We start from the raw sequence: 24,941 nt of genomic DNA on the forward strand, positions 1-24,941 counted from the left end.
CTGGGAACTGGGAACGTCGTCTGCCGGGTTACTTGACGCCGAGCCCGGCGTCGTCGACCGGGGACTCGCCCGCGGCCTTGAGGACCTTGTTCAGCGGGCGGAGGTCGTAGATGCCCTTGAGGTCGGGCTTCTCCAGGAGACCGGCCTTGACCGCGTGGTCCGCCTCGGCTTCGAGGGTCGCGGCCAGCGGGTCGTCGGTCGTCCGGATCGACTTCCACGCCGGGTCGAGCACCTCGGCGGGCAGCGGCTTCCCGGCGTCCGCCTTGAGCCGCGCGTTCGCGGCGGCCTTGGCCTTCTCCGGGTTCTTCGCGATCCACGCGTTGGTCTTCACGGCACCGCGCAGCACGGCCTCGACGACCTTCGGGTGCTCCTTGAGGAACTCCTGCCGCACGATGATGTTGGTGATCACGAACTTCTTGTCCGGCCACAGGTCGGACTCGTCGAGCAGCACCTTGCCGCCCTCGGCGACCAGCTTGGACGCGGTCGGCTCCGGTACCCACGCGCCGTCCAGGGAGCCGGACTTGTAGGCGTCCGGGGTGACCTTGTTGTCACTGCGGACCACCGAAACGTCGCCCTTGCCGCTCTGCGCGTCGACCTTCCAGCCCTGCTCGGCGATCCAGTTGAGGAAGGCCACGTCCTGGGTGTTGCCGAGCTGCGGCGTCGCGATCTTCTTGCCCTTGACGTCGTCCAGGGACTTGATCTTCTTCGGGTTCACGACGAGCTTCACGCCGCCGGACGCCGAGCCGCCGATGATGCGCAGGTTCTTGCCCTGCGACTTGGTGTAGCCGTTGATGGCGGGAGACGGGCCGATCCAGCCGATGTCGATCGAGCCCGCGTTCAGCGCCTCGATCTCCGAGGGGCCCGCGTTGAACTGCGCGTACTTGGCCTCGGTGCCGCCGAGCTCCTTCTGGAACAGGCCCTCCTGGTTGCCGACCAGGGCGGTGGCGTGGGTGAGGTTCGGGAAGTACCCGATCTTCACGCTGTCCAGGTCATCGATCTTCTTCGCACCCTCGGCGACCTTCGACTCGCCGCTCTCGTCGGAGGCCTCGGAGCCGTAGCCGCAGGCGCCGAGCGCCAGGGCGAGGAGGGGCAGCGCCGCGAGGGCGGCGAGTCGGGTACGTGGAGCAGGCACGGGAGGTGTTCCCCTCGTCGGCCCGGGCGCACGCCGTCAGGTCGTGGCCGGGAGATCGGCAGGTCTTCGTCTGTGGGGTGGCCGCGCACGGAGCGCGGGTGTTGCGGGTGCTGCGGATACGGGGAGGACGGGGGCGCACACGCGGTGCGCGCGCCCCGTGCCCGCCGGAGGCGTCACGCCGCACATCGCGCGACTCCGCCCTGCCCGCTGCCGAGGGCGCCGCTGCCGATGCGGCCGCCCTCCTTCGCGAACGTCGCGTATACGTCGACGTAGGTCATGTCAGAAGTCCCAGCCCTCTTCGTCCGCGGCGGCACCGGCCTGCGCGGCCTCGTCGGCGGGCGTGGCGAACGCGTCGCCCGCCATGCCCGCCGCGAGCGTCGTGCCGTCCGACGGGTCGATGAGGAGGAAGGACCCGGTGCGGCGCGAGTCCGCGTACGAGTCGAGCGCGAGCGGCTCAGCCGTGCGGATCTTGACCCGGCCGATGTCGTTGGCGACGAGGCGGCCGGGCTCCGGGTGCTGGGAGAGGTCGTCGAGGGTGAGCCGCGACGGGATCTCCTTGACGATCGCCTTGACCGTGCGGGTGGTGTGCTTGAGCAGCACCCGCTGGCCGACCGAGAGCGCGGCGTCCGCGACGTGGCAGACGGTCGCCTCGACGTCCTGCGTGGTCGCGGGGGCGTCGCCGCTCGGCACGATCAGATCGCCGCGCGAGATGTCGATGTCGTCCTCGAGGAGCAGCGTGACGGACTGCGGCGTCCACGCCACGTCCACCGGCTGCCCCAGCAGGTCGATCCCGGTGACCTTCGAGGTCCGCCCGGACGGCAGCACCGTCACGGACTCGCCGACCCGGAAGGCACCGGCCGCGATCTGGCCCGCGTAGCCGCGGTAGTCGGGGTGCTCGGCGGTCTGCGGACGGATCACGTACTGCACGGGCAGCCGCGCGTGGCAGGTGGCGAGGTCGTGGCTGACCGGGACCGTCTCCAGGTGCTCCAGGACGGTGGGGCCGCCGTACCAGTCCATGTTGGAGGACGGTTCCACGACGTTGTCCCCGGCGAGCGCCGAGATCGGGATGGCGGTGATCTCCGGTACGCCCAGTTCGCCGGCGTACGCGGTGAACTCCTCGGCGATCTTCGCGAAGACCGTCTCCTCGTACGCGACGAGGTCCATCTTGTTCACGGCGAGGACGACGTGCGGCACGCGGAGCAGCGCGGCCACCGCGGCGTGCCTGCGGGTCTGCTCGATGACGCCGTTGCGGGCGTCGACGAGGACCACGGCGAGGTCGGCCGTGGAGGCGCCGGTGACCATGTTGCGGGTGTACTGCACGTGGCCGGGGGTGTCGGCGAGGATGAACCGGCGCCGGGCCGTCGCGAAGTAGCGGTAGGCGACGTCGATGGTGATGCCCTGCTCGCGTTCGGCGCGCAGGCCGTCGGTGAGCAGCGCCAGGTCGGGGGCGTCGGCGCCGCGGCTGGCCGAGGCGCGCTCGACGGCCTCCAGCTGGTCGGTGAGGACCGACTTGGAGTCGTGGAGGAGGCGGCCCACCAGGGTGGACTTGCCGTCGTCGACGGAACCGGCGGTGGCGAACCGCAGCAGGGTGGTGGCCGACAACTGCTCGGTGGAGAGCGGCTTGACCGGCTCGGTGGTGCTGTTGCTCATGGTTAGAAGTACCCCTCGCGCTTGCGGTCTTCCATCGCGGCCTCGGACATCTTGTCGTCGGCGCGGGTCGCGCCGCGCTCGGTGAGGCGGGACGCGGCGATCTCGGTGATGACGGCGTCCAGCGTGGTCGCGTCGGAGTCGACGGCGCCGGTGCAGGACATGTCGCCGACCGTGCGGTACCGCACGAGCCGCTTCTCGACCGTCTCGCTCTCCTTGGGGCCGCCCCACTCGCCCGCGGTCAGCCACATCCCCGCCCGCTGGAACACCTCACGCTCGTGCGCGAAGTAGATCCCGGGCAGTTCGATGTGCTCGCGGGCGATGTACTGCCACACGTCCAGCTCGGTCCAGTTGGAGAGCGGGAACACCCGGACGTGCTCGCCCGGCGCGTGGCGGCCGTTGTAGAGCTGCCACAGCTCGGGGCGCTGGCGGCGCGGGTCCCACTGCGAGAACTCGTCCCGCAGGGAGAACACGCGCTCCTTCGCCCGCGCCTTCTCCTCGTCGCGGCGCCCGCCGCCGAAGACCGCGTCGAACCGTTCCTGAGCGATCTTCTCCGTCAGCGGGACCGTCTGGAGCGGGTTACGCGTCCCGTCAGGACGCTCCTTCAGCACACCGCGGTCGATGTAGTCCTGCACCGAGGCGACGTGCAGGCGCAGGCCGTGCTCGGCGACGACGCGGTCGCGGTACTCGAGGACCTCCGGGAAATTGTGCCCGGTGTCGACGTGCAGCAGCGAGAAGGGGATCGCCGCGGGGGCGAACGCCTTCAGCGCCAGGTGCAGCATCAGGATGGAGTCCTTGCCGCCGGAGAACAGGATCACCGGGTTCTCGAACTCGCCCGCCACCTCGCGGAAGATGTGGACGGCCTCGGACTCCAGGGCGTCCAGGTGGCTGAGCGCGTACGGGCTGTCGGTGCCCTCGTCGGTCACTGTGGCGACGGTCGTCATGCGAGACCCCTTTCGCTGAGCAGCGCGTGAACCGCCGCCGCTGACTCCTGCACGGTCTGGTCCTGCGACTCGATGCGCAGATCGGGCGACTCCGGCGCCTCGTAGGGGTCGTCGACCCCGGTGAGCCCGGAGATCTCGCCCGCGGCCTGCTTCGCGTACAGGCCCTTCACATCGCGTACGGAGCAGACCTCGACCGGCGTGGCGACGTGCACCTCCAGGTACGCGGTGCCCCCGGCCTGGTGGCGCTTGCGCACGGCCTCGCGGCTGTCGGCGAACGGCGCGATCACCGGCACCAGGGCCAGCACGCCGTTGCGGGCGAGGAGTTCGGCGACGAAGCCGATGCGCTGCACGTTGGTGTGCCGGTCCTCGCGGCTGAAGCCGAGGCCCGCCGAGAGGAACTCGCGGATCTCGTCGCCGTCGAGGACCTCCACGCGGCGGCCGTCGGCGCGCAGCCGGCCCGCCAGTTCGTACGCGATGGTGGTCTTTCCGGCGCTGGGCAGGCCGGTGAGCCAGACGGTGGCTCCGGTCGTCACGTGGTTCTCCCGGGTCTGTTGCGTCTGCGTCTGCGTCTGCGACTGTGTCCGCGTCCGCGTCCGCTGCTGCGTCTGCGGCGCGGTCATCAGTGGATCCCGCACTCGGTCTTGGCGTTGCCCGCCCAGCGGCCTGCGCGGGCGTCCTCGCCCTCCAGGAGGCGGCGGGTGCAGGGGGCGCAGCCCACCGAGCCGTAGCCGTCCATCAGGAGCGGGTTGGTGAGGACGCCGTGCTCGGTGACGTACGCGTCGACGTCGTCCTGGGTCCAGCGGGCGATCGGCGAGATCTTGACCTTGCCGCGCTTCTCGTCCCAGCCGACGACCGGGGTGTTCGCGCGGTTCGGCGCGTCGTCGCGGCGCAGCCCGGTGGCCCACGCGACGTACCCGGCGAGGCCCTCCTCCAGGGGCTGCACCTTGCGCAGCTTGCAGCACAGGTCGGGGTTGCGGTCGTGGAGCTTCGCGCCGTACACCGAGTCCTGTTCGGCCACGGACTGACGGGGCGTCAAGGTAATGACGTTGACGTCCATGACGGCCTCGACGGCGTCGCGGGTGCCGATGGTCTCCGGGAAGTGGTAGCCGGTGTCCAGGAACACCACGTCGACGCCGGGCCTGGCGCGCGAGGCGAGGTGGGCGACGACCGCGTCCTCCATCGAGGAGGTCACGCAGAAGCGTGCCCCGAAGGTGTCGGCGGCCCACTGGAGGATCTCCAGGGCGGAGGCGTCCTCCAGGTCGCGCCCGGCCTGCTCGGCGAGTGCCTTCAACTCGTCGTCCGTACGCGCCTTCTGGTCCTGAGCAGTCGTCATATCTGGTTCTCTCCACTGCTGGTGTGCTGAACGCCCCGGGCGAGCAGCCCGAGGAACTTCAGCTGAAAGGCCCGGTTGCAGGCTCCGCATTCCCACGCGCCGTGTCCGGCCTCGTGGGGGCGCAGGTCCTCGTCGCCGCAGTAGGGGCAGTGGAACGGGGCGGCACGCTCGCTCACTTGAGGGCCTCCTCGGGGGCGCGGGTGGTCCACGTGGCGAAGCGCTCGCCGTCCTCGCGCTGCTCCTGGAAGCGCTTGAGGACCCGCTCGATGTAGTCGGGGAGCTCGGTGGCGGTGACCTTCAGGCCGCGGACCTTGCGGCCGAAGCCGGCGTCGAGCCCGAGGGCGCCGCCCAGGTGCACCTGGTAGCCCTCGACCTGGTTGCCCGCGTCGTCGAGCATGAGCTGGCCCTTGAGGCCGATGTCGGCGACCTGGATGCGGGCGCAGGCGTTGGGGCAGCCGTTGATGTTGATGGTGATCGGCTCGTCGAACTCCGGGATGCGGCGCTCCAGTTCGTCGATGAGCGAGGCGCCGCGCGCCTTGGTCTCGACGATGGCGAGCTTGCAGAACTCGATGCCGGTGCAGGCCATCGTGCCGCGCCGGAACGGCGAGGCGTTGACCCGCAGGTCGAGCGCTTCGAGTGCGGAGACGAGCGAGTCGACCTGGTCCTGCTCGACGTCGAGCACGATCATCTTCTGCTCGGCGGTGGTGCGCAGCCGGCCCGAACCGTGCGCCTCGGCGACCTCGGCGATCTTCGTGAGGGTGGTGCCGTCGACGCGGCCGACGCGCGGGGCGAAGCCGACGTAGAAGCGTCCGTCCTGCTGGCGGTGGACGCCGAGGTGGTCGCGCCAGGTTCCGGCGGGCTGCTCGGGGGCGGGCCCGTCGGCCAGCTTCCGCCGCAGGTACTCGTCCTCCAGGACCTGCCGGAACTTCTCCGGGCCCCAGTCGGCGACGAGGAACTTCAGGCGGGCGCGGTTGCGCAGACGCCGGTAGCCGTAGTCGCGGAAGATGCCGATGACGCCGCCGAACACGTCCGGCACGTCGTCGAGCGGGACCCAGGCGCCCAGGCGCACGCCGAGCTTGGGGTTGGTGGAGAGGCCGCCGCCGACCCAGAGGTCGAAGCCGGGGCCGTGCTCGGGGTGGTGCACGCCGACGAAGGCGACGTCGTTGATCTCGTGGGCGACGTCGAGCTGCGGCGATCCGGAGATCGCCGTCTTGAACTTTCGCGGCAGGTTCGAGAACTCGGGGTTGCCGATGAAGCGGCGCTGGATCTCGTCGATGGCGGGGGAGCCGTCGATGATCTCGTTCTCGGCGACGCCCGCCACGGGGGAGCCGAGGATGACGCGGGGCGTGTCACCGCACGCCTCGGTGGTCGAGAGGCCGACGGCTTCGAGCCTGCGCCAGATCTCGGGCACGTCCTCGATGCGGATCCAGTGGTACTGGATGTTCTGGCGGTCGGTGAGGTCGGCGGTGCCGCGGGCGAACTCCTGGGACACCTCGCCGATCACGCGCAGCTGCTCGGTGGTCAGCCGCCCGCCGTCGACGCGGACGCGGAGCATGAAGTACTCGTCGTCCAGCTCCTCCGGCGCAAGGACCGCGGTCTTGCCGCCGTCGATCCCGGGCTTGCGCTGGGTGTAAAGGCCCCACCAGCGCATACGGCCGCGGAGGTCGTTCGGGTCGATGGAGTCGAAGCCACGCTTCGAGTAGATCGTCTCAATACGTGTCCGCACATTGAGACCGTCGTCGTCCTTCTTGAACTGCTCGTTCCCGTTGAGCGGCGTGAAGTGACCGACGGCCCACTGACCCTCGCCGCGGTGACGGCTCACCTTGCGGCGGGGCGTTGCTGGGGCAGGCTTCTCTGGCGTGGCGGCCATGGCGGTACGTCCTTCGGGGCGGCGATTCAGAAGGGGTCGGCGCGTAGCGCCGTCGTTGAGGGGTGGCGGTCGGGTGACGGGAGGGAGGCTCTGACCTGCGGGTATGGCACACGTCCGCAGATGTTGGGGCACATGCGGGGACGTGCGCGCGGCGCTGCGCAGGGAGGGGGTTCAGTGGATGGGGAGCGGCTGTGCTGAGGCGATCAGCAAGCCGGACACATGGCGCTGGACATGCGGCCGAGGTCGACGTGACGTCGACTCACCAAGGCGTTTCCAGTGCGATCCATGCCGGAAGCGTGTCACGGGACTTTCGGCCCAGTCCAGCATTATCCAAAATGCGGACACCCTTGTCCCGTATCGTGGACAAGGGTGTCGTCGGTCACAGCGGCCCGCGCTGGATTCAGTCGCGGTCGGCCCCCGGCCACGGCCCCGGCGTCGGCACGTCCGCCTCGTCCTCGATCTTCGTGTCGAAGAGCCGGAACCCGCGCCGCCGGTAGTTGTCCATGGCGTGCTCCCCGTCCTTGGAGCACGTGTGCAGCCAGACCCGCTCGGTCGGCGCGAGCCCCGGCCACCGCTCGGCCAGGTCCCAGGCGCGCGCGACGGCGTACGACAGGAGGTGGCCGCCGATGCGGCGCCCCCGGAAGGCGGGGATCAGCCCGAAGTAGACGATCTCGACGACGCCCTCCGCCGCGTCCCCGTTCTCGCCGCGCGCCGCCAGCTCCACGTACCCGGCCGGCGTCCCCTTCTCGTACGCGACCCACGTCTCCACACCCGGCCGGTCAAGGAGCTTCTGCCACTCCGCGTACGTGAGGGAGAGCCGGTCGGACCAGCGGATGTCCCCGCCGACGGACGCGTACAGGAACCGGCTGAACTCGGGCGAGGGAACCTCGGCGCGCACGATCCGGACGTCCCCGTCGGGCGCGGCGGCCGGGCGCAGGTCGGCCGGCGACGTCTGTTCGAGGGACCAGGTGGTGACAGTGATGCTCATGGGGCTCAGAGAATCATGTGCCGCGTCCGAGGGTCCACGTCGGCCTCAGGGCTCCGTGAGCCGCCGCGCCGCCCGGACCGCGGGCGCCATCGAGTACGGCAGGAGGTCCGCGGGACGCTCCGGCATGATCACGTCGACGTCCACGTCCTCGTGGAAGCGGTACGGGCGGTGGGCGAGCAGCCCGCCCAGATAGCGCCGCACCCGGGAGAGCTCGGCGCGCACCGTCACCGTGCGCGCCGGATCGCCGAACATGTCCTCGGCGAGCCCCGAGGCGGTGCGTCCCGTGCGGTACGTACAGAGGAGGAAGAGGAGCTCGGCGTGGCGCGGGCTCAGGTCGTGCGTCCAGTCGTGGGCGCCGCCCAGCACCGAAAGCGTCCAGCGGCGCGGACTGCTCACGTCCAGGACGAGGCGGGTCGCGGCGACCGGCCGCGGCACGTCACCCGGGTTCTCCACCCGCAGCAGCCACCCGCCGGGCAGCGGCTCCACCAGACACGAGCCCAGCGACGGCAGCCAGGCGCGGCCCGCGCCGAAGGACTTGGGGAGCGTGAGGCGGTCCGCCGGGGGCATGCCCGTCACCGCGGCCGTCCAGCCGTGCACGTCCACCGCGACCGCCCGCCCTTCGAGCCGCGCGAGCACCGGCGCCGCCACCGCGCGCAGCCGGTCCAGCGACGTCACGTGCCGGTCCCGCAGCCGCGCCTCGCCGAGCTTGGCGACCGCCTCGACCAGGGCGAGCGTCGCCGGATGGAGGGTCTGCAACGGGCCGCTGACGTCGACCACACCGAGGAGCCTGCCGTCGCGCGGATCGGTCAGCGGGGCGCCCGTACACGTCCACGGGTGGTGGGTCCGCACGAAGTGCTCGGCGGAGAACACCTGCACGGGGCGGCGCACCACCAGCGGCGTCCCGATGCCGTTCGTGCCCACGACGCTCTCGCCCCAGTCCGCCCCCGGCTCGAACCCGAGCGAGTCCGCCTTGCGCAGCACCGCCGCGCTGCCCTCGCGCCACAGCACGCGCCCGTCCGCGTCGCTCACGACCATGATGTGCTGCGCCGCGTCCGCCACGGAGACCAGCGCGTCGCGCAGCACGGGCAGGATCTCCAGGAGCGGCGAGGCGCGGCGGCGCTCCTCGAGCTCCTCCTCGCTCAGCAGCCGGGCCCGGACGTCGCGGTCCGGGTCGACCCCGCCGAGCAGCATCCGCCCCCAGGAGTCGCCGATCACCGGACGCGGCAGAATCCTCGGCCGCTGCCCGGACAGCGTGGCGTCCCGGACCCCCTTCAGAACGTGCGCGGCGTGCGCGAGGTCCATGGCGGAGATGTGCGCGAGGTCGATCGTCGACGGGGCTTTCATGACCACTGGGTCCTTTCCGGCCAGACCAGTGCATGCGGAAGCATCCCTTTATCGTGCCCCCTGCGCGGCCTCCCCGGGTGCCGCATCGTCGATGAACCGGGAGGGCGACTCGTCGAGTTGCAACCTCCTGCAACCCTGGCCAACGGCCGGACGGGGCCCGAATCTGGACAACAACGCCGCCCGTGCGGTGTTCATGCTCCTCAAGGGGCCTGAGTGACGGGGGTGGTGCCGTGTCGGCGCAGCACCACCCCCGTACCAGCTGAGGACTTCCGGCTCTCCAGATGCCGGGAGTGACCTCCTAGACGCCGGGAGCGGCCCGCTCCACCACCGCCGCCAGATCGAGACTGTGCGGCAGCGTGCCGAACGCCGCGCCCCAGTCCCCGCCGAGCCGCGAGGCGCAGAACGCGTCGGCGACCTCGGGCGGCGCGTACCGCACCAGCAGCGATCCCTGGAGCACCAGCGCCATCCGCTCCACGAGCCGTCGCCCGCGCCCCTCGATGCCCTCCAGATCGGCCAGCTCGGTCAGCAGATCCTTGATGGCGGCGTCCAGACGGTGGTCCGCGCCGCGCGCCGTGCCGACCTCCTGGAGGAACGCGTTGAGGGCCAGCGGCTCGCGCTGCAGCGCCCGCAGCACGTCCAGCGCCTGGACGTTCCCCGACCCCTCCCAGATGGAGTTGAGCGGCGCCTCGCGCAGCAGCCGCGGCATGCCGGACTCCTCCACGTAGCCGTTGCCGCCCAGGCATTCGAGGGCCTCGCCCGCCAGCGGCGTGCAGCGCTTGGTCACCCAGTACTTCGCCGCCGGCACCGCGAGCCGCAGGAACGCCTGCTCCTGCTCGCTCCCGTCGTCGTAGGCCGCCGCGAGCCGCATGGCCAGCGTCGTGGCCGCCTCCGACTCCAGCGCCAGATCGGCCAGTACGTTGCGCATGAGCGGCTTGTCGACGAGCTTGCCGCCGAACGCCTCCCGGTACGTGGCGTGGTGCACCGCCTGCGCGACGGCCTGCCGCATCAGCGCCGCGGAGCCGATCACACAGTCGAGGCGCGTCGCCGCCACCATCTCGATGATGGTGCGCACCCCGCGCCCCTCGTCCCCGACCCGCCGCGCCCACGTCCCGTCGAACTCGACCTCGCTCGACGCGTTGGACTTGTTGCCCAGCTTGTCCTTGAGCCGCTGGATGGCGAAAACGTTCCGTGCGCCGTCCTCGAGGACCCGTGGCACCAGGAAGCACGTCAGTCCCTGCTCGGCCTGCGCGAGCACCAGGAACCCGTCCGACATGGGCGCCGAGCAGAACCATTTGTGCCCCGTGAGCGTGTACGTCCCGTCCTCGGCGAGGGCCTGCGCGCGCGTCGTGTTGGCCCGTACGTCGCTGCCGCCCTGCTTCTCCGTCATCCCCATCCCGAAGATCGCACCGGCCTTCTGGGACGCCGGACGCAGCCCGTGGTCGTACACGGTCGAGGTGAGCCGCGGCTCCCACTCGGCGGCCAGCGCCGGGTCGGCGCGGAGCGCGGGCACCGCGGCGTGCGTCATCGAGACCGGGCAGCCGTGGCCCCCCTCGACCTGCGTCCACACCAGGAACCCGGCGGCCCGGCGCAGATGCCCGCCCGGCCGCGTCCAGGCCGCGGTCAGGCCCGAGGAGACCGCCTTGCCGAGCAGCCGGTGCCACGCCGGATGGAACTCCACCTCGTCGACCCGGTGGCCGTACCGGTCATGGGTGTGCAGAACCGGAGGATTCGCGTTCGCCTGGTCTCCCCACTTCTGTGCCTGGGCGGAACCCGCGGCCCGGCCGAGCAACGAGAGCTCGTCGCGGACGGAATCGAGGAGCGCCGGATCGAGGTGCCGCTCGACGCCCTCCACGAGGGCCCGGTCGGACGTGAACAGGTCATATCCGACCAGGGGCGGAGCCTGGTTGGTCACTGTGTGGGTGCTGGCTGCCATGCCGCTACGGTAAGGAGGTGCACCAGGCAAAAGAAACACCCGGGCGGCCGTCGGGCCGCTGGAACCGGGCCCGCGCTCTCTACCGGAACGTCTCCATGCGCAGGACCGCCTGGCTGCTGCTCAAGGACACCGTCAACTCGTGCATCGAGTACCGCATCCTGGGGCTCGCGGCCGAGGCGGCCTTCTTCACGCTGCTCTCCGTCCCGCCGCTGCTGCTGAGCCTCATCGGCCTGCTCGCGTACGTGGACCGGTGGACCGGCGCGGACACGATCGCCAGCGTGCAGAACAACATCCTGGAGGCGTCCCGCACGGTCCTCTCCGACCGGGGCGTCCACCAGATCGCGGAACCGATACTGGACGACGTGATGCGGGTCAGCCGCCCCGACGTCATCTCCATCGGCTTCCTCTTCGCCCTGTGGTCGGGATCGCGCGCCGTGAACGTCTTCATCGACACGATCACGGTGATGTACGGCCTCGACGGTGCGCGCGGCATCGTCAAGACCCGGATGCTCGCGTTCGGCCTGTTCATCGTGGCGTTGCTCATCGGGTCGGTGGCGCTGCCGCTGATGGTGGCGGGCCCGGACGCGGTGGTGAAACTGTTGCCGGGCTCGACGACGGTCGTCCAGATCCTCTACTGGCCGGTCGTCGTCATCCTCTCCGTCGTCTTCCTCACGACGCTGTATCACGTGTCAGTGCCGGTGCGTTCGCCGTGGGTGGAGGACATGCCGGGCGCGCTGATCGCCCTCGCCATGTGGGTCCTCGGCAGCTTCCTGCTCCGCATCTACCTCACCAGCACGGTGGAGGGCCCCACCATCTACGGCTCCCTCGCCGCGCCCGTCGCCGTGCTGCTGTGGATCGGCGTCTCGGCGTTCGCGGTCCTGGTCGGCGCCGCGGTCAACGCGGCGATCGACCGGGTCTGGCCGTCCGTCGCCACGGCCGCGGCACGCGCCGCCAACGACCGCATAAGGGAGGCGCAGGCCGCCGAGGTCGTGGCGCGGGCGGCCGCGGCGCGGGAGGCGATGACGGACCCCGACGACCCGGACGACCCCGAGATGCCGTCCGAGTTCCCCGAGCGCTGGTCGCGTTTCCTGCCGCCGGACGACGTGTCGTCGCGGCTGCGGACGCCCGCGAAGCAGCCGAAGCACGCGAAACGGAACGGGACCGGGTCCGAGGACAACAGCCCCTCCGGCGATTGAGGAGCGGGGCCCGGGGCAGCGCCCCGGGACTCCCGCCCCGGAGGACGTGAGGTCAGCACTTCCAGGTGCCCGCCTCCGCCTGCTCCCTGGCGAAGTCGGCGAAATCCCTCGGGTCCCGGTCCAGCACCTCCCGCACCCCCTCGGAGAGCCTCGCGTTGCGCCCGTCGAGGTTCGTCTCGAACAGCTCGACCAGGAACTCCACTTCCTCGGCGGGCACCCCGAACCCGGCGAGCGCCGCCCCGTACTCGCGGGCGGACACCGGTACGTACGTCAGCTCGCGCCCGGCCGCCGCCGCGACCTCCGCCACCGCCTGCCGGAACGACAGGAGCCGGGGCCCGGTGAGGTCGAGGATGCGGCCCGTGAACCGGTCGCCGCCGGTCAGCGCGGCCACCACCACGTCCCCGATGTCCCGTGCGTCGATGAACGGTTCGAGCACCTCACCGGCGGGGAACACCAGCTCGCCGCCCCGCAGCCCGTCGAGCAGCGGGCCCTCGCTGAGGTTCTGCGCGAACCAACTGGCCCGTACGACGGTCCACTCGGCCCCCGAGTCCCGTACCGCCCGCTCGGTCGCGTGCGCCTGGTCCTCGCCCCGCGCCGACAGCAGCGTCAGCCGCCGTACGCCCGCCGCCACCGCCTCGCGGGCGAACGCGCCGACCGTCTCGGCGGCGCCGGGCGCGCCCACGTCCGGCAGGTACGCGAGGTGCGCGGCGTCCGCGCCGCGCAGGGCGTCCGCCCACGTCGACCGGTCCGTCCAGTCGAACCGCACCGCGCCGGACCGCGAGGCGGCCCGCACGGTGAGCCCGGCGGCTTCGGCGGACTCCACGACCCGGCGCCCCACGCGCCCGGTGGCCCCGGTCACCAGAACCGTCATGCCCGTGTCCGTCGTGTCCGTCGTGTTCATTGCGTTCGTCGTGTTCGTCGTGTTCGTCGTCATGCGCATCAGTCAACCGCCGGGCCTGCGGGGGAACCATCGCCGAGGAGCTCACGGCCATACGCGTACGTCTACGCTTCCGGCATGGACGTACTCGCCGGACTGCTCGAAGGACCGCGCGCCCGAGGGGCCTTCATGATCCGCGCGCTCTTCGACCCGCCCTGGTCCGTCCGCATCGCGGACGAGGCGCCCCTGTCCGTCATGGTCATGGTGCGCGGCGACGCCTGGATCACCCCCGCGGACGGCTCGCCCGCACAGCTCATCCGCCCCGGCGACCTCGCGATCGCCCGCGGCCCCGACTACTACACGTGCGCCGGGGAGCCCGCCACCGCGCCGTTCGCCGAGATCCAGCCGGGACAGCGCTGCGTACCCCTCGACGGCGCCCCCGTAGCCCGCTACCGCGACCTCGGCCCGCGCGCCTGGGGCGAGCGCCGCGACGGCTCCGTGGAGATGCTGATCGGCACCTACCAGATGCGGGGCGAGATCACCGGCCGGCTCCTCGACGCGCTGCCGCCGCTGCTCGTGCTGCCCGGCGAGGTGTGGGAGTGCCCGCTCACCCCGCTCGTCGCGGACGAGATCGGCAAGGACGAGCCGGGCCAGGCGGTCGTCCTCGACCGGCTCCTCGACCTGCTCCTGATCGCCGCCCTGCGTGCCTGGTTCTCCCGCCCGGAGGCTGCGGCGCCCGCCTGGTACCGCGCGATGGGCGACCCGGTCGTCGGCCGGGCCCTGCGCCTGCTCCAGGACGACCCGGCCCACCCCTGGACGATCGCGGATCTCGCGGCGAAGACGGGCGTCTCACGGGCCGCGCTGGCCCGGCGGTTCGCGGAGCTCGTGGGCGAGCCCCCGATGACGTACCTGACGAACTGGCGCCTCGCGCTCGCCGCGGACCTGCTGCGCGACACGGAGCTGACGATCGGCTCCATAGCCCGCCGCATCGGCTACGGCAGCGCGTTCGCCCTGTCCGGCGCGTTCAAGCGGGTGTACGGGGTCAGTCCGCAGGAGCACCGGGGGAGCGCGGCGTAATCTGGGTCCCGTGGCCCCAGTAAACGTGGCGTCCCGCGACTACCGGGAGCGACCGTCCCGGCTGGCCGGTGCGGTCGTCTGGACCCGGGTCGCCTCGGGCGGGGCCGGTGACGCCCGGCCCGTGCTGCCCGACGGGTGCATGGACCTGCTGTGGACCGAGGGCAGGCTGTTCGTCGCCGGGCCCGACACCCGGGCGTACGTCCCACAGGTCCTGGAAGCCGGTCGGCGGTTCGTCGGCATTCGCTTCCGTCCCGGGACCGCGCCCGCCTTCTTCGGCGTACCCGCCCACGAACTGCGGGACCAGCGGGAGGAGTTGGCGGGGCTGTGGGGCGCCGGTGCGGCGCGACGGCTCACCGAGCGGGTGGACGACGCGGCGGATCCGACGGCCGCCCTGGAGGCCGTCGCCATGGAGCGTGCCGCCCGCGCCGAACCGCCCGATCCACTGCTCGCCCACATCGTCGCCTCCCTGGACGCGGGCCACTCGGTCGCGCGCACCGCGGCGGACGCGGGCGTCAACGCCCGCCAGCTGCACCGACGTTCCCTGCCCGCCTTCGGCTACGGACCCAAGACGCTGGCCCGGGTGCTTCGGCTGCAACGGGCGCTCGCGCTGGCCCGCGACGGTATGGCGTACGCGGACACCGCGGCCGTGGCCGGGTTCGCCGACCAGGCCCATCTGGCGCGTGATGTGCGGGAGTTGACGGGGAAGCCGCTCGGTACGCTACTCCGCGGCGGACCCTAGCGGCGCGAACAGGTCGACACCGTTGCCGTCCGGGTCGAGCACGACGGCGTACCGCTGGCCCCAGGGCGCGTCGAACGGCTTGAGCTCGCTCCCGTACCCGGCGCCCGTCATGCCCTCGTACACCGCGTCGACCCCGTCCGGCGTCCCGCAGTGGAACGCGAGGCCGATCCGGCCCGCGCCCGCGGGCGGCTGCCAGTCCGGGTGGAAGGACCGCACCGTCGCCTCCGTGTCGAAGGCGACGCGCAGCCCACCGGGGAGCGCCGCCTCCACGTGCGGCAGGCTCTCGGCTCCAGCGGGGAACTCCAGGCCGAGACGGCGGTAGAAGGCGAGCGAGGCGGCCAGGTCGGAGACGACGAGGCCGATCAGGTCGAAGCGGGGCGTGGGTGCTGTCGCAGTGGGTGACTTCGGTGTGCTGGTCATGTCCGCAGCGTAGGCAGGGGCCGGGCGAGGGGTCTTGAAGGAAACGGACACGGTGCTGCCCTTCCGCGGTCACTGCCGAGGGGCGTGCGTACGCAGCCAGCCGTTCACCTCAGCCGTCCACCTCAGCCGTCCACCACCGCCGAGAACACGCAGCTCAGGGACGACGGCCGAGGTGTGGCGCGGAGCTCGTACTGCGGCAGGACGCCCGGCCCGCACGACTGTGTGCCGATGCCGTGCCGGTCGATGTCGAGGTTGACCCAGACCGTGTCCCCGGGGACGAGGTCGGTGCGGTGGCGGGCGGCGTCGAGCTGTTCGGTGGTCCAGCGGCGGGCGGTGAACGCGGGCGCGCCGTCGCTCTCCACGCGGAGGCCGCCGACCTCGGCCCAGCGGACGGCCGGACGTGCCCCGTTCTCCTGCGGGCGCACGTACGGCGTCTGCAGGGCGTCGACGTCCGAATCCCAGACGCCGATCAGCGAGGCGGCCGCGGTGTCGGGGTAGGCCTCGCCGGGCCCGCCGCCGAACCACCGCACCCGGCCCGCCGCCCACGCCTCCGGCAGCCCGAAGCGGATGCCGAGGCGCGGCAGCGGCACGGGCCACTCGCCCTCCGGCGTCACCGACATCCGCAGCAGCAGCTTGGGGCCGTTCGACGCCCAGTGGTACTCCGTGCGCAGCGCCAGGTCGCCCGCCGCCGGCGCCACCCGGGTGCGCACGGTGAGGCCCTGGCCGGTCGACTCGACCGCGTCGACGCGGTGTTGCACGCGGTGCAGGCCCAGCGTGCGCCAGCGGTCGGCGAGGGACGGTTCGGGGAGCCAGGGCATGCCGTTGTCGTTGTCGGTGGGGGCCCGCCACACGTCGAGGCGCGGGCCGGTGATCTCCCGGTCGTGGAAGGCGAGGAGCGTGCCGGTGCGGGCGTCGAAGGTGGCGGCGCCGAGCGTGATGTGCCGTCCGTCCGCGTCCGCGGTGGGCGTCGCGCCGCCGGGCACGGGCAGGATCATGCCGTACTCGACGGGCAGTTGGCCCCATGCCACCACATGCCCCTTCGCCGCCCACGCCGTGTCCTCGGCAAGCGAGGCGCGTACCGTCCACTGCGTCTCGGCGTCGGGGTCCCGGCGCGGCGGGGGCGGCAGCGCGACCTCGGTGCGCTCGCCCGGACCGGCCTGCGGGACCGCCAGGGTGCCTTCGGCGACGGTCGTGCCGTCCTTCTCGTACGACCAGGTGAAGGCGAGGTGGGAGAGGTCGGCGAAGTCGTGGAGGTTGGTGACGGTGACCGTGCCGGAGGGGCCGTCGCCCTCGATGCGGACCGGTTCGATCACCTTCTTGTACTCGACGAGTCCGGGGGACGGCGTACGGTCGGGGAAGACGAGGCCGTCGCAGACGAAGTTCCCGTCGTGCAGCTCCTCGCCGAAGTCGCCGCCGTACGCGTACTCGTACGCGGGGTGCGCGATGCCGTGGTCGATCCACTCCCAGACGAAGCCGCCCTGCAGCCGGTCGTACGTCTCGAACAGCTGCTGGTACTCGCTGAGTCCGCCGGGGCCGTTGCCCATGGCGTGCGCGTACTCGCAGAGGATGAAGGGGAGGCGTCGGCGCCGCTCGGGGCCCTCGTCCTCGCCCCGGCCGATGCGTTCGACCTCGGCGTGGTCGGCGTACATCCGTGAGTAGACGTCCGTGTCCGCGCAGGACCGGTCGCCCTCGTAGTGGAGGAGGCGGCTGTCGTCGCGCGAGCGGATCCAGTCGGCCATCGCGGTCAGGCCGCGTCCGGTGCCGCACTCGTTGCCGAGCGACCACAGGACGACCGAGGGGTGGTTCTTGTCGCGCTCGACCATGCGGGCCGCGCGGTCCAGGAGCGCGGGCGTCCACCGGTCGTCGTCGGCCGGGTTGGCGCGCCAGCCGACGGCGCCGAAGCCGTGGGTCTCCAGGTCGCACTCGTCGACGACCCACAGGCCGAGCTCGTCGCAGAGGTCGAGGAAGGCGGGGTGGGGCGGATAGTGGCTGGTTCGGACGGCGTTGATGTTGTGACGCTTCATCAGGAGCACGTCGGCGCGCATCGTTTCGAGGTCGACGGTCCGGCCCGTCTCCGGGTGGAACTCGTGACGGTTCACGCCCCGGAAGAGGACGGGGCTGCCGTTGACCCTGATGGTGCCGTCCTCGACGGTGACCGTGCGGAAGCCGACGCGCAGCGGGATGCTTTCGCCGGGTGTGGCCAGCGTCGCGTCGTACAGGCGTGGCGTCTCGGCCGTCCACGGCTCCACGGCGGCGGCGACCTCCTCGCCGGTCGCCGCGTCGATGCCCAACTCGGGTACGGTGACGCGCCCTTGGACGTCCGAGTCGACCCGCAGCGTGCCGGTGCCCGTGCTGTGGTCGTACGCGGCGTGGACGAAGAAGTCGCGGGCGCAGCCCTCGGGCCGGTGCAGGAGCGTCACGTCGCGGAAGATGCCCGGCAGCCACCACTGGTCCTGGTCCTCCAGGTACGAACCGGCGGACCACTGGTGGACGCGGACCGCGAGGACGTTGCCCGCCCGGCGCAGCAGCTCGCCGACGGCAAACTCGTGGGGGAGCCGGGAGCCCTTGAAGTCGCCGAGCTCCGTGCCGTTCAGCCAGACCCGGACGCAGGACTCCACGCCGTCGAAGCGGAGGACGGCGGTGCCGTCCGTCGGCCAGCCGTCGGGCAGGTCGAAGGTGCGCAGGTGGTCGCCGGTGGGGTTCTCGGTGGGGACGCGCGGCGGGTCGAGCGGGAACGGGTAGAGCATGTTGGTGTAGCGGGGCGCGCCGTGGCCCTGCAGCACCCAATGGCCGGGCACCGCGATCTCGTCCCAGGCCGCACTGTCGTACCCGTCGGTGGCGAAGGTGTCGTCCTCGGTGTGAGCGGTGGGGGAGAGGCGGAAGCGCCAGGGGCCGTTGAGGGAGAGGGCGGTGGCGTCCGACGTCGCGTACCACGCGCGGGGCGGCAGACAGCCGTTGCCGGGGGACACGTCCTCGTGGTGGGGAAGCTCCATGGGTTCCATCAGACCGTGCGGGGGCGGGGGCCCGCCATCCTCCAGGGGTGGGAGTCGTTGGATTCTTGGGGGCGGGCTTGGACGGGTGGTGCGGGCATTGCGTATATCGTCGGAAGAGGGACTTGGAACAACGGATATCGTCAAAGTGTGGTCACCTGTGCGCGATATCGGTAACTTCTCACGGCATGAACAATCATCCTGAGCAGCACGGGGACGCCCCTCCCGTCCCGCCTGCCCCGTCCGCGGTACTCCCCGCGACCCTGCCCGTCACCGACCGCACCCGCCACCGCCGCCTGCGCGAGCAGGGCAGCCTGGACCGCGCCGATCTGGAAGCGGTCCTCGACGCGGGCTTCGTCTGCCACCTGGGCGTCGTCGTCGACGGCCACCCGATGGTCGTGCCCACCGTCTACGGCCGCGACGACACCCACCTCTACCTGCACGGCTCCGTCGCCAGCCGCAGCCTCGCCGCCGACCCCGAGGCGCCGGTCTGCGTCACCGTCACCCACATCGACGGGCTGATCCTCGCCCGCTCGGTGTTCGAGCACGGGGTCAGCTACCGCAGCGCGATGATCCACGGCGTCCCGCGCGTGGTGACCGACCCGGAGGAGAAGCTGCGCGGCCTGCGCCTGCTCACCGAGCACGCGACACCGGGCCAGTGGGAGTACGCACGCCGCCCGAGCCGCAAGGAGCTCGCCGCGACGACACTGCTGGCCCTCTCCCTGGCGGAGGCCTCGGTCAAGGCCGCGGCGGGCCCGCCGGACGACGGCACGGGTCCCGACGCGGAGCTCGGCATCTGGGCGGGCAACCTGCCGCTGACGGCGACGTGGGGAGCGCCGGTGCCGGACCCGCTGCTGCCCGCGGGCATCGAAGCGCCGCGGCACATCGCGGAGCGGGGCGGGACGCGGCTGGGGTGAGTCCCGCCCCGCCCCGGCGCTACGGACGCAGCTTCGGCGCCTCGCAGCCGTGGGCCCGTGCCGAGCGCCGGGCGAACTCCTCCAGCGCCGTGCGTTCGTACGCCAGGTCGGCCGCCGACGGCTTCGCGCGGTGCTTGTCGTACGTAGGCGACCTGTCCTCGCGCCACGCCCCCTCGTCCCGGACCGTGAACAGCGCCGGGCCGCTCCCGTCCCGGCAGACCGCGCTCGCCCAGCGCCCGCCGCCCACCAGCCGTCCGGCCGCAGCGTCCCCGGGGCCGGGCTTCTCCGAGTACTCCCCGTGGCGTCGCTCGTAGTCGAGGCGTTCGGAGTCCGCGTACGGGCCGTAGGACGCGACGAGGTGGTAGCGGGGCGCCTCGTCCGACGACCGGGGGCCCGGCAGTTCCGGCCGCTCGCCCGCTACGACGCACACCTCGACGGGGCTGCCGGAGCTCGCGCTCTCCCAGGCCCGCGAGAGCTGCCCGCCCCGGCCGGGGACGCCTCGGCACGTCCCGGACGCGTCGGCGAGCCGCACGCTTTCGTCGGCGTTCACCGGGAGCGCGACCGTGCGCGGGGGCTCGCCCAGCCGGGCGTCGCAGCCCCACTTCCCGGACGCCTTCGCCGCCGTCCCCGTGGCAACCCGCGCGAAGGCGGCGCGGCGGCGCGGGTCGTCCAGCGTGACGTCCTCGTCCTTCGCGTCGACGGTGACGAGGAGACCGCCGCGGTCGCGGGCGCACTCCAGGAGCGTCACCACGGTGGCGCCGTGGCGGTCGGACCGGTCCGTGTCGCCCTCGGACTCGGCGGTCGTGAACAAGCCGCGCCAGCCACCGCCGAGCCCGGCGGGCGGAAGCTCGGCCGCGGGGCGCGGATACCGCCGGTCCCTGCCGCCCTCGCGTACGGAGGCGCGGTCCACTCCGAAGTCGGCGTCGCGCCGTCGCGGCACGCTCTGCACGGTGACCTGGACCTCGGCCTCGTTCGTGTTGTCGCCCGCGACGGGCACGCCGTCGCCGGTCACGGTGCAGGTGACCGTGCGGCCCTCGTCGCGGGCACGGTCCGAGTCCTCCGCGGCCAGCAGCACGTCCACCCGGCCGGGCCCCTTCTCGAACGGCCCGTCCCCGAGCACGTCCCGCACCTCGCGCGAGGGCAGTACGCCGTCGCACGCCTCGTCCAGGACTTGCTGTGCGGCGCGGTGCTCGCGCGGGCCGCCCCACCAGTAGTAGCCCCCCGCGATCAGGGCCAGGGCGACGAGCGCCCCGCAGGACGACAGGACGGCGCGCCCCGTCCTCGTACGCCACGTCAGTCGCGCTCGCGCCACTCCGCCACCTCTCCCACGATCTTCGTCCCGCGGCAGTGCGAACGCTTGGGCCAGCCGTCGGGCGCCGACAGGTAGCGGTCGAGGACCGTGCGCACGTGCCGCGAGAGGCGCCGCTGGTCCTTCGGTTCGAGGACGACCTTCCCGTCCTCGACGCCGTAGTCGAAGTCGAACGCGGGAGTCACCGACACGCGGTGGTACGTCGGTCCCGCCACGCACTCGGAGCGGGCCCACAGGGCGAGTTGCGGGTCATCGCCCAACTGTTCGACCGTGAGGGGCTTGTCGTGCGCCGCCGGGGCCTTGGGGTCGGGCACCTGGAGTTCATCGGCGTAGTCCTCGTACGCGCCGGCCGCGAGCACGCCCGACCAGCTCTCCGCGCCCGCCGCCTTGACCGTGAGGTGGCTCGGGGAGCCCGCCGTGTCGTCCCACCGGCCGCCGCACGCGCCGACCCGCCGGTTGTACACCTTGTCGTTCCCGTCGAAGGTCCAGCCGCCCGGGGTCGACCCGAGCCCCTTCGGGGAGAGCCAGGCGCAGAGCTCGGGCGCCTTCGCCGGGGCGGCGCCGGGCTCGGTGCGCAACGGCTCGCTGCCGCAGCCCTCCTTGCGCGCCACCCAGTTGCCGACCTTCGCGGCCGTCCGGGCGACGGCGAGCCGCTCGGCCTCCGGGACGCCGTTCACGTCCGCCCCCTCCGTGTCGGACGGCAGGTCCACCGACACGAGCAGGTCCCGCGCCGCGCGGCCCCGCCCGCGCAGTCCCTTCGGGCAGTCGAGGAGCAGCGCCGCCTCCGCCACCGCGCCGCCGAACCGTTCCGCGGTGCCCACACCGCCCGTCGCGCCCGGCGGCAGGGGCAGGCCGAAGTCGCCCGTCACGGAGGCGGGGGACGTGCGGTCGGGGACCGCCTCGGCCCGCACCCGTGCGCGTACGTCCGCTTCCGTGGCTCCGCCGCCGTCGCCCCAGGCCAGCGTGCAGTTCAGCAGGGCACGGCTCTCCTGCCCGGGCCGCAGCAGCGTCCCGTACGCGTCGAGGACGCCCCGCGTGTCGTCCGGCACGGAGGCGTACATCTCCTCGCGGAGCAGGCCCGCGCAGCCGCGCGTCACCAGCTCGCGGTTGGCGTCGAGCCGGTCCTCCCGCTCCTCGGCCCGCGCCACGGCGAACCAGGTCACCGACGACGCGGTCAGCAGCGTCGCCGCCAGCGCGGCCACCAGCCAGGTGCGCCGTCGGATACGCGGCGCGCCCTTCTCGGGCATGGCGCTCCCCCTCCCCCGTACACGGCACCAAGATCGAGAGGGACGCTATCAACCGGCCGGGACACGCAGGGGGCGGGGACCCTCGCGGGCGGGACACGCGGGGGGCGGGGACCCTTGTCGCCGGTCGGACCGTCTGCTTGACTCCGCACGCCCCCGAACGCACGCCTGCACGCGCCACTGTTGGAGGCTGCCATGGAGATCACCCGTAGACGCGCGTTGTCCGTCCTGTCGGCCGCCGGCCTGATGGCGGTGATCCCCACGGGCCCGGCGACCGCCGCCGCGGCCGCGGCAGGGCGTGCCCGGCTCCTCGCCAATACCGTCGCGGTGTTCGCCGGAACCGCCGAGGCCAACGCACGCCCGGAGAACGCCGCGAAGCTCGCCGCCATGGAGAGGACCGCGCGGGCCGACCTGAAGGCGATGGACGACGCGCGGGAGGGCGAGCTCTTCGCCGGGCTCGTGCTCGGCACCGACGAGGCCAACCTCAACACCGCCTACCGCAAGCTGTACGAGATCGCCCTCGCCACCCGCACCCCGGGCCTCCCCGCCGACCTGTACGGCAGTACGCCTGTGCAGCACCGGGTGCTCGACGGCCTCGCCCGGCTGCACGAGCGCTACTACGGCGACCAGTCCAAGGGGTACTACGGCAACTGGTTCCACTGGGAGATCGGGATCTCCCAGCACGTCAGCAAGACCCTCGTCCTGCTCGCCGACGCCCTCCCCGCCCACCGCCCCGACCTGCTGCCCGCCTACGTCGCCTCCATGGACGCCTACCTGCGCAACGGCACCGGCGGCGACGTCGACCTCGACTCGCGCTTCCACACCGGCGCCAACCTCGCCGACATCACCACCAACCGGATCCTCCAGGGCGCCCTCCTGGGCGAGGCGGGCGAGGCGCGGATCCGCAAGGCGCTCACCGACCAGCTCACGGTCTTCGCCACCATCGACCCGTACCACCTCAACCACCAGGTCACGGACGGGCATTACGCCGACGGCTCCTTCATCCAGCACTCGTCCGTCGCCTACACCGGCTCGTACGGCAAGGGCCTGCTCACCCGCGTCGTACAGACCCTCAAGATCCTCGACGGCACGGGCTTCGCCCACGGCGAGGAGCTCGTGCCGACCGTGTACGGGTGGGTGCGGAATGGTTTCGCCCCGCTGATATTCGAGGGCTGGATGATGGAGATCGTCAAGGGCCGCGCCGTCTCGCGCCCCGACTCCGGCTACACCGACGTGGCCGTGGTCGTCGAAGCCGTCGTCGACCTCTCCTCCCTCGCGTCCGGCGCCGTGGCCACCGCCCTGAAGAGCTACGTCAAACACGTCAGGGCCACCTCGCGCGCCCCCCTCGACCCGGCCCGCTTCGTGTCGCCCGTCAGCGTCGTGCGGTACGCCGACATCCTCGACGACGCCTCCGTGCCACCCGCCGACCTCAACCCCGCCGCGCGGAGCGTCGCGTTCAACGCCATGGACAAGACGGTGCACCGCAGGCCGGGCTACGCCTTCGCGCTCGCGCGGAGCTCCGAGCGCATCAGCAAGTACGAGTACATGAGCGGCGAGAACCTCATGCCGTGGTTCCAGGGCGACGGCGCGTACTACCTCTACCTGTCGGGACAGGACCAGAGCCGGGCGTACGGGGTCGACTACTTCACGACGGTCCCGCCGTACGGCCTCGCGGGCGTCACCGCACCGGTCGAACAGCGGCGCACCGTACCGGAGTCGTACGGCAAGCCGTACTACGACAACCCCGGCCACCCCCTCCGCTTCACGTCGTCCTCCGAGTCGCAGAACAAGTACGTCTACTTCCCGCGCGGCACCAACCGCTTCTCGGGCGGCGCCGTCCTGGGGCAGTACGGCGCGGCGGGGATGGTGCAGTCCGGCGACGTGGCGTACCGCGACCGTGCGCTGCTGCCCGACGACTTCGTGGTGTACCGGGCGCCGACGGCCACCAAGTCGTGGTTCCTGCTCGACGACGAGATCGTGGTGCTGGCAGCCGACGTCGGCGACGCGGCCGGGCGCGCCGTCACCACGACCGTCGACGCCCGCACCGCCGCAGCCGACGACCGGATCTCCCTCACCGGTGTGCTCCGCGACGGCCGCCCCTGGACCGGCCCCGGCACCGCCGACCTGCACTGGCTGCGCTACGCCAACACCACGGAGGGCACCGCCGTCGGCTATGTCTTCCTCGACACGCCGAAGGTGCGCGTCACCCTGGACGAGGTCACCCGCAGCCGCCGCGTCGTCCGCACCGCCAACCCCGACACTCAGGTGACCCGTTCGGTCCTCGGCGTCACCGTCGACGGGACGGCGGGCGCCCGGCCCGCCCGCCTCGCCTACGCGCTGGTGCCGAACGCCGGCGAGGCCCGCCTGCGCGCCCACCGCCACGGGCCGCTCAAGGTCCTCGCCAACACCCGCCACCTGCAAGCCGTCACGCACGCGGGGCTCGGCCTGACGTCCGCCAACGCCTTCACCGAAGGGCGGCACGAGACCGGTGGCCTGCGCCTGCACGGCCCGGCCTCGGTCCTCGTCCAGCGCGGGGACCGCCGTCGCCGCGCCGTCCGCGTCGCGGTGTCCGACCCGACGATGGACCGGGACACCGTGACGCTCCTGCTCCGCGGCCGACCCCTGCGAAGGACCGGCGGGGACCCGGAGGTGCGGGTGAGCAGGGCGCCCGGTGGCACCCGCATCGAGGTCGACACGTACCACGCGTACGGCAGGAGCTTCACGGTCACGTTGACGCCGAGCGAGTGAACCCCCTCACGCAGTGGAGCAACCGAATGATCATCAGCTCTGTTCCACGCTGATCGCCTGCACCGGGCACGCCCGCGCGGCCTCCCGCACCAGGGGGTCGCCGCCGCCGTCCGAACGGCCGGGCAGCACTTCGCTGAGGCCGTCGTCGTCCTGGGTGAAGACGCCCGGCGCGGTGAGCGCGCACATCCCCGCGCCCACGCACCTGTCCTTCTCGACATGGATCGCCATGTGTT

22 protein-coding genes are annotated in these 24,941 nt (G+C 72.5%); 5 read left to right on the forward strand and 17 right to left on the reverse strand.

Annotated features, from left to right (window positions below; translation table 11 throughout):
- Nucleotides 1-28: 28 nt before the first annotated feature.
- The 11 genes from NOO62_RS31255 to NOO62_RS31300 all read right to left on the reverse strand — a co-directional run bounded on the left by NOO62_RS31255 (nt 29) and on the right by NOO62_RS31300 (nt 11,191).
- A complete protein-coding gene (locus NOO62_RS31255) occupies nt 29-1,132 on the reverse strand; it encodes an aliphatic sulfonate ABC transporter substrate-binding protein (protein ID WP_268774138.1) in 1,104 nt (367 codons plus the stop codon).
- A 279-nt stretch (nt 1,133-1,411) separates the two neighbouring features.
- Entirely contained in the window at nt 1,412-2,782 is a 1,371-nt protein-coding gene (locus NOO62_RS31260) for a sulfate adenylyltransferase subunit 1 (RefSeq protein ID WP_268774139.1), read from the reverse strand.
- A gap of 2 nt (nt 2,783-2,784) precedes the next feature.
- Complete coding sequence (gene cysD / locus NOO62_RS31265; RefSeq protein WP_268774140.1) at nt 2,785-3,723, reverse strand: sulfate adenylyltransferase subunit CysD; 939 nt, start codon at nt 3,721-3,723, stop codon at nt 2,785-2,787.
- Entirely contained in the window at nt 3,720-4,343 is a 624-nt protein-coding gene (gene cysC / locus NOO62_RS31270) for an adenylyl-sulfate kinase (RefSeq protein ID WP_268774141.1), read from the reverse strand. The genes cysD and cysC overlap by 4 nt, the downstream gene beginning before the upstream one ends.
- Nucleotides 4,343-5,056 (reverse strand): phosphoadenylyl-sulfate reductase, encoded by a 714-nt coding sequence (locus NOO62_RS31275; protein WP_268774142.1) that lies wholly within the window; start codon nt 5,054-5,056, stop codon nt 4,343-4,345. Before NOO62_RS31275 ends, cysC begins: the two co-directional genes overlap by 1 nt.
- On the reverse strand, nt 5,053-5,232 hold the full coding sequence (locus NOO62_RS31280; protein WP_150186830.1) for a hypothetical protein: 180 nt from the start codon (nt 5,230-5,232) through the stop codon (nt 5,053-5,055). The genes NOO62_RS31275 and NOO62_RS31280 overlap by 4 nt, the downstream gene beginning before the upstream one ends.
- Nucleotides 5,229-6,926, reverse strand: coding sequence for a nitrite/sulfite reductase (locus NOO62_RS31285; RefSeq protein ID WP_268774143.1), 1,698 nt, complete (start codon nt 6,924-6,926; stop codon nt 5,229-5,231). The genes NOO62_RS31280 and NOO62_RS31285 overlap by 4 nt, the downstream gene beginning before the upstream one ends.
- 203 nt (nt 6,927-7,129) lie before the next feature.
- Nucleotides 7,130-7,213: a putative leader peptide gene (locus NOO62_RS39145; protein ID WP_317850486.1), complete on the reverse strand. Its 84-nt coding sequence runs from the start codon at nt 7,211-7,213 to the stop codon at nt 7,130-7,132.
- A 113-nt stretch (nt 7,214-7,326) separates the two neighbouring features.
- A complete protein-coding gene (locus NOO62_RS31290; RefSeq protein WP_268774144.1) occupies nt 7,327-7,914 on the reverse strand; it encodes a GNAT family N-acetyltransferase in 588 nt (195 codons plus the stop codon).
- A 45-nt stretch (nt 7,915-7,959) separates the two neighbouring features.
- A complete protein-coding gene (locus tag NOO62_RS31295) occupies nt 7,960-9,258 on the reverse strand; it encodes a GAF domain-containing protein (protein WP_268774145.1) in 1,299 nt (432 codons plus the stop codon).
- 298 nt (nt 9,259-9,556) lie between these two features.
- The gene (locus NOO62_RS31300; RefSeq protein WP_268774146.1) at nt 9,557-11,191 is read right to left on the reverse strand and encodes an acyl-CoA dehydrogenase family protein; all 1,635 of its coding nucleotides are present in this window, start codon (nt 11,189-11,191) and stop codon (nt 9,557-9,559) included.
- Between the two features lie 17 nt (nt 11,192-11,208).
- Here NOO62_RS31300 and NOO62_RS31305 point away from each other — a divergent pair, with 17 nt between their 5' ends.
- Nucleotides 11,209-12,387, forward strand: a complete 1,179-nt coding sequence (locus NOO62_RS31305; protein WP_268774147.1) for a YihY/virulence factor BrkB family protein — start codon at nt 11,209-11,211, stop codon at nt 12,385-12,387.
- Nucleotides 12,388-12,439: 52 nt separating this feature from the next.
- On the opposite strand, the gene NOO62_RS31310 is transcribed toward NOO62_RS31305, so the two are convergent.
- Entirely contained in the window at nt 12,440-13,321 is an 882-nt protein-coding gene (locus NOO62_RS31310) for an NAD(P)H-binding protein (RefSeq protein WP_414930915.1), read from the reverse strand.
- Between the two features lie 81 nt (nt 13,322-13,402).
- On the opposite strand from NOO62_RS31310, the gene NOO62_RS31315 reads away from it, so the two are divergent.
- Nucleotides 13,403-14,341, forward strand: a complete 939-nt coding sequence (locus tag NOO62_RS31315) for an AraC family transcriptional regulator (RefSeq protein ID WP_268774148.1) — start codon at nt 13,403-13,405, stop codon at nt 14,339-14,341.
- 10 nt (nt 14,342-14,351) lie between these two features.
- On the forward strand, nt 14,352-15,080 hold the full coding sequence (locus NOO62_RS31320; protein ID WP_268774149.1) for a DUF6597 domain-containing transcriptional factor: 729 nt from the start codon (nt 14,352-14,354) through the stop codon (nt 15,078-15,080).
- Here the strand turns inward: NOO62_RS31320 and NOO62_RS31325 are convergent.
- Both NOO62_RS31325 and NOO62_RS31330 read right to left on the reverse strand, forming a co-directional pair.
- Nucleotides 15,060-15,500, reverse strand: a complete 441-nt coding sequence (locus tag NOO62_RS31325; protein WP_268774150.1) for a VOC family protein — start codon at nt 15,498-15,500, stop codon at nt 15,060-15,062. The genes NOO62_RS31320 and NOO62_RS31325 overlap by 21 nt on opposite strands.
- Nucleotides 15,501-15,622: 122 nt before the next feature.
- Nucleotides 15,623-18,493 (reverse strand): glycoside hydrolase family 2 TIM barrel-domain containing protein, encoded by a 2,871-nt coding sequence (locus tag NOO62_RS31330; RefSeq protein WP_268774151.1) that lies wholly within the window; start codon nt 18,491-18,493, stop codon nt 15,623-15,625.
- A 185-nt stretch (nt 18,494-18,678) separates the two neighbouring features.
- Here NOO62_RS31330 and NOO62_RS31335 point away from each other — a divergent pair, with 185 nt between their 5' ends.
- Nucleotides 18,679-19,407 (forward strand): pyridoxamine 5'-phosphate oxidase family protein, encoded by a 729-nt coding sequence (locus NOO62_RS31335; protein ID WP_268774152.1) that lies wholly within the window; start codon nt 18,679-18,681, stop codon nt 19,405-19,407.
- 19 nt (nt 19,408-19,426) lie between these two features.
- On the opposite strand, the gene NOO62_RS31340 is transcribed toward NOO62_RS31335, so the two are convergent.
- On the reverse strand, nt 19,427-20,719 hold the full coding sequence (locus tag NOO62_RS31340; protein ID WP_268774153.1) for a hypothetical protein: 1,293 nt from the start codon (nt 20,717-20,719) through the stop codon (nt 19,427-19,429).
- Nucleotides 20,701-21,963, reverse strand: coding sequence for a hypothetical protein (locus NOO62_RS31345; RefSeq protein ID WP_268774154.1), 1,263 nt, complete (start codon nt 21,961-21,963; stop codon nt 20,701-20,703). Before NOO62_RS31345 ends, NOO62_RS31340 begins: the two co-directional genes overlap by 19 nt.
- Before the next feature lie 192 nt (nt 21,964-22,155).
- On the opposite strand from NOO62_RS31345, the gene NOO62_RS31350 reads away from it, so the two are divergent.
- Nucleotides 22,156-24,708 (forward strand): polysaccharide lyase family 8 super-sandwich domain-containing protein, encoded by a 2,553-nt coding sequence (locus NOO62_RS31350; RefSeq protein WP_268774155.1) that lies wholly within the window; start codon nt 22,156-22,158, stop codon nt 24,706-24,708.
- A 33-nt stretch (nt 24,709-24,741) separates the two neighbouring features.
- Here the strand turns inward: NOO62_RS31350 and NOO62_RS31355 are convergent, their stop codons facing one another.
- On the reverse strand, nt 24,742-24,936 hold the full coding sequence (locus NOO62_RS31355) for a ferredoxin (RefSeq protein ID WP_268774156.1): 195 nt from the start codon (nt 24,934-24,936) through the stop codon (nt 24,742-24,744).
- Between the last annotated feature and the right edge of the window lie 5 nt (nt 24,937-24,941).

The organism is Streptomyces sp. Je 1-369 (assembly GCF_026810505.1).
GTDB lineage: Bacteria > Actinomycetota > Actinomycetes > Streptomycetales > Streptomycetaceae > Streptomyces.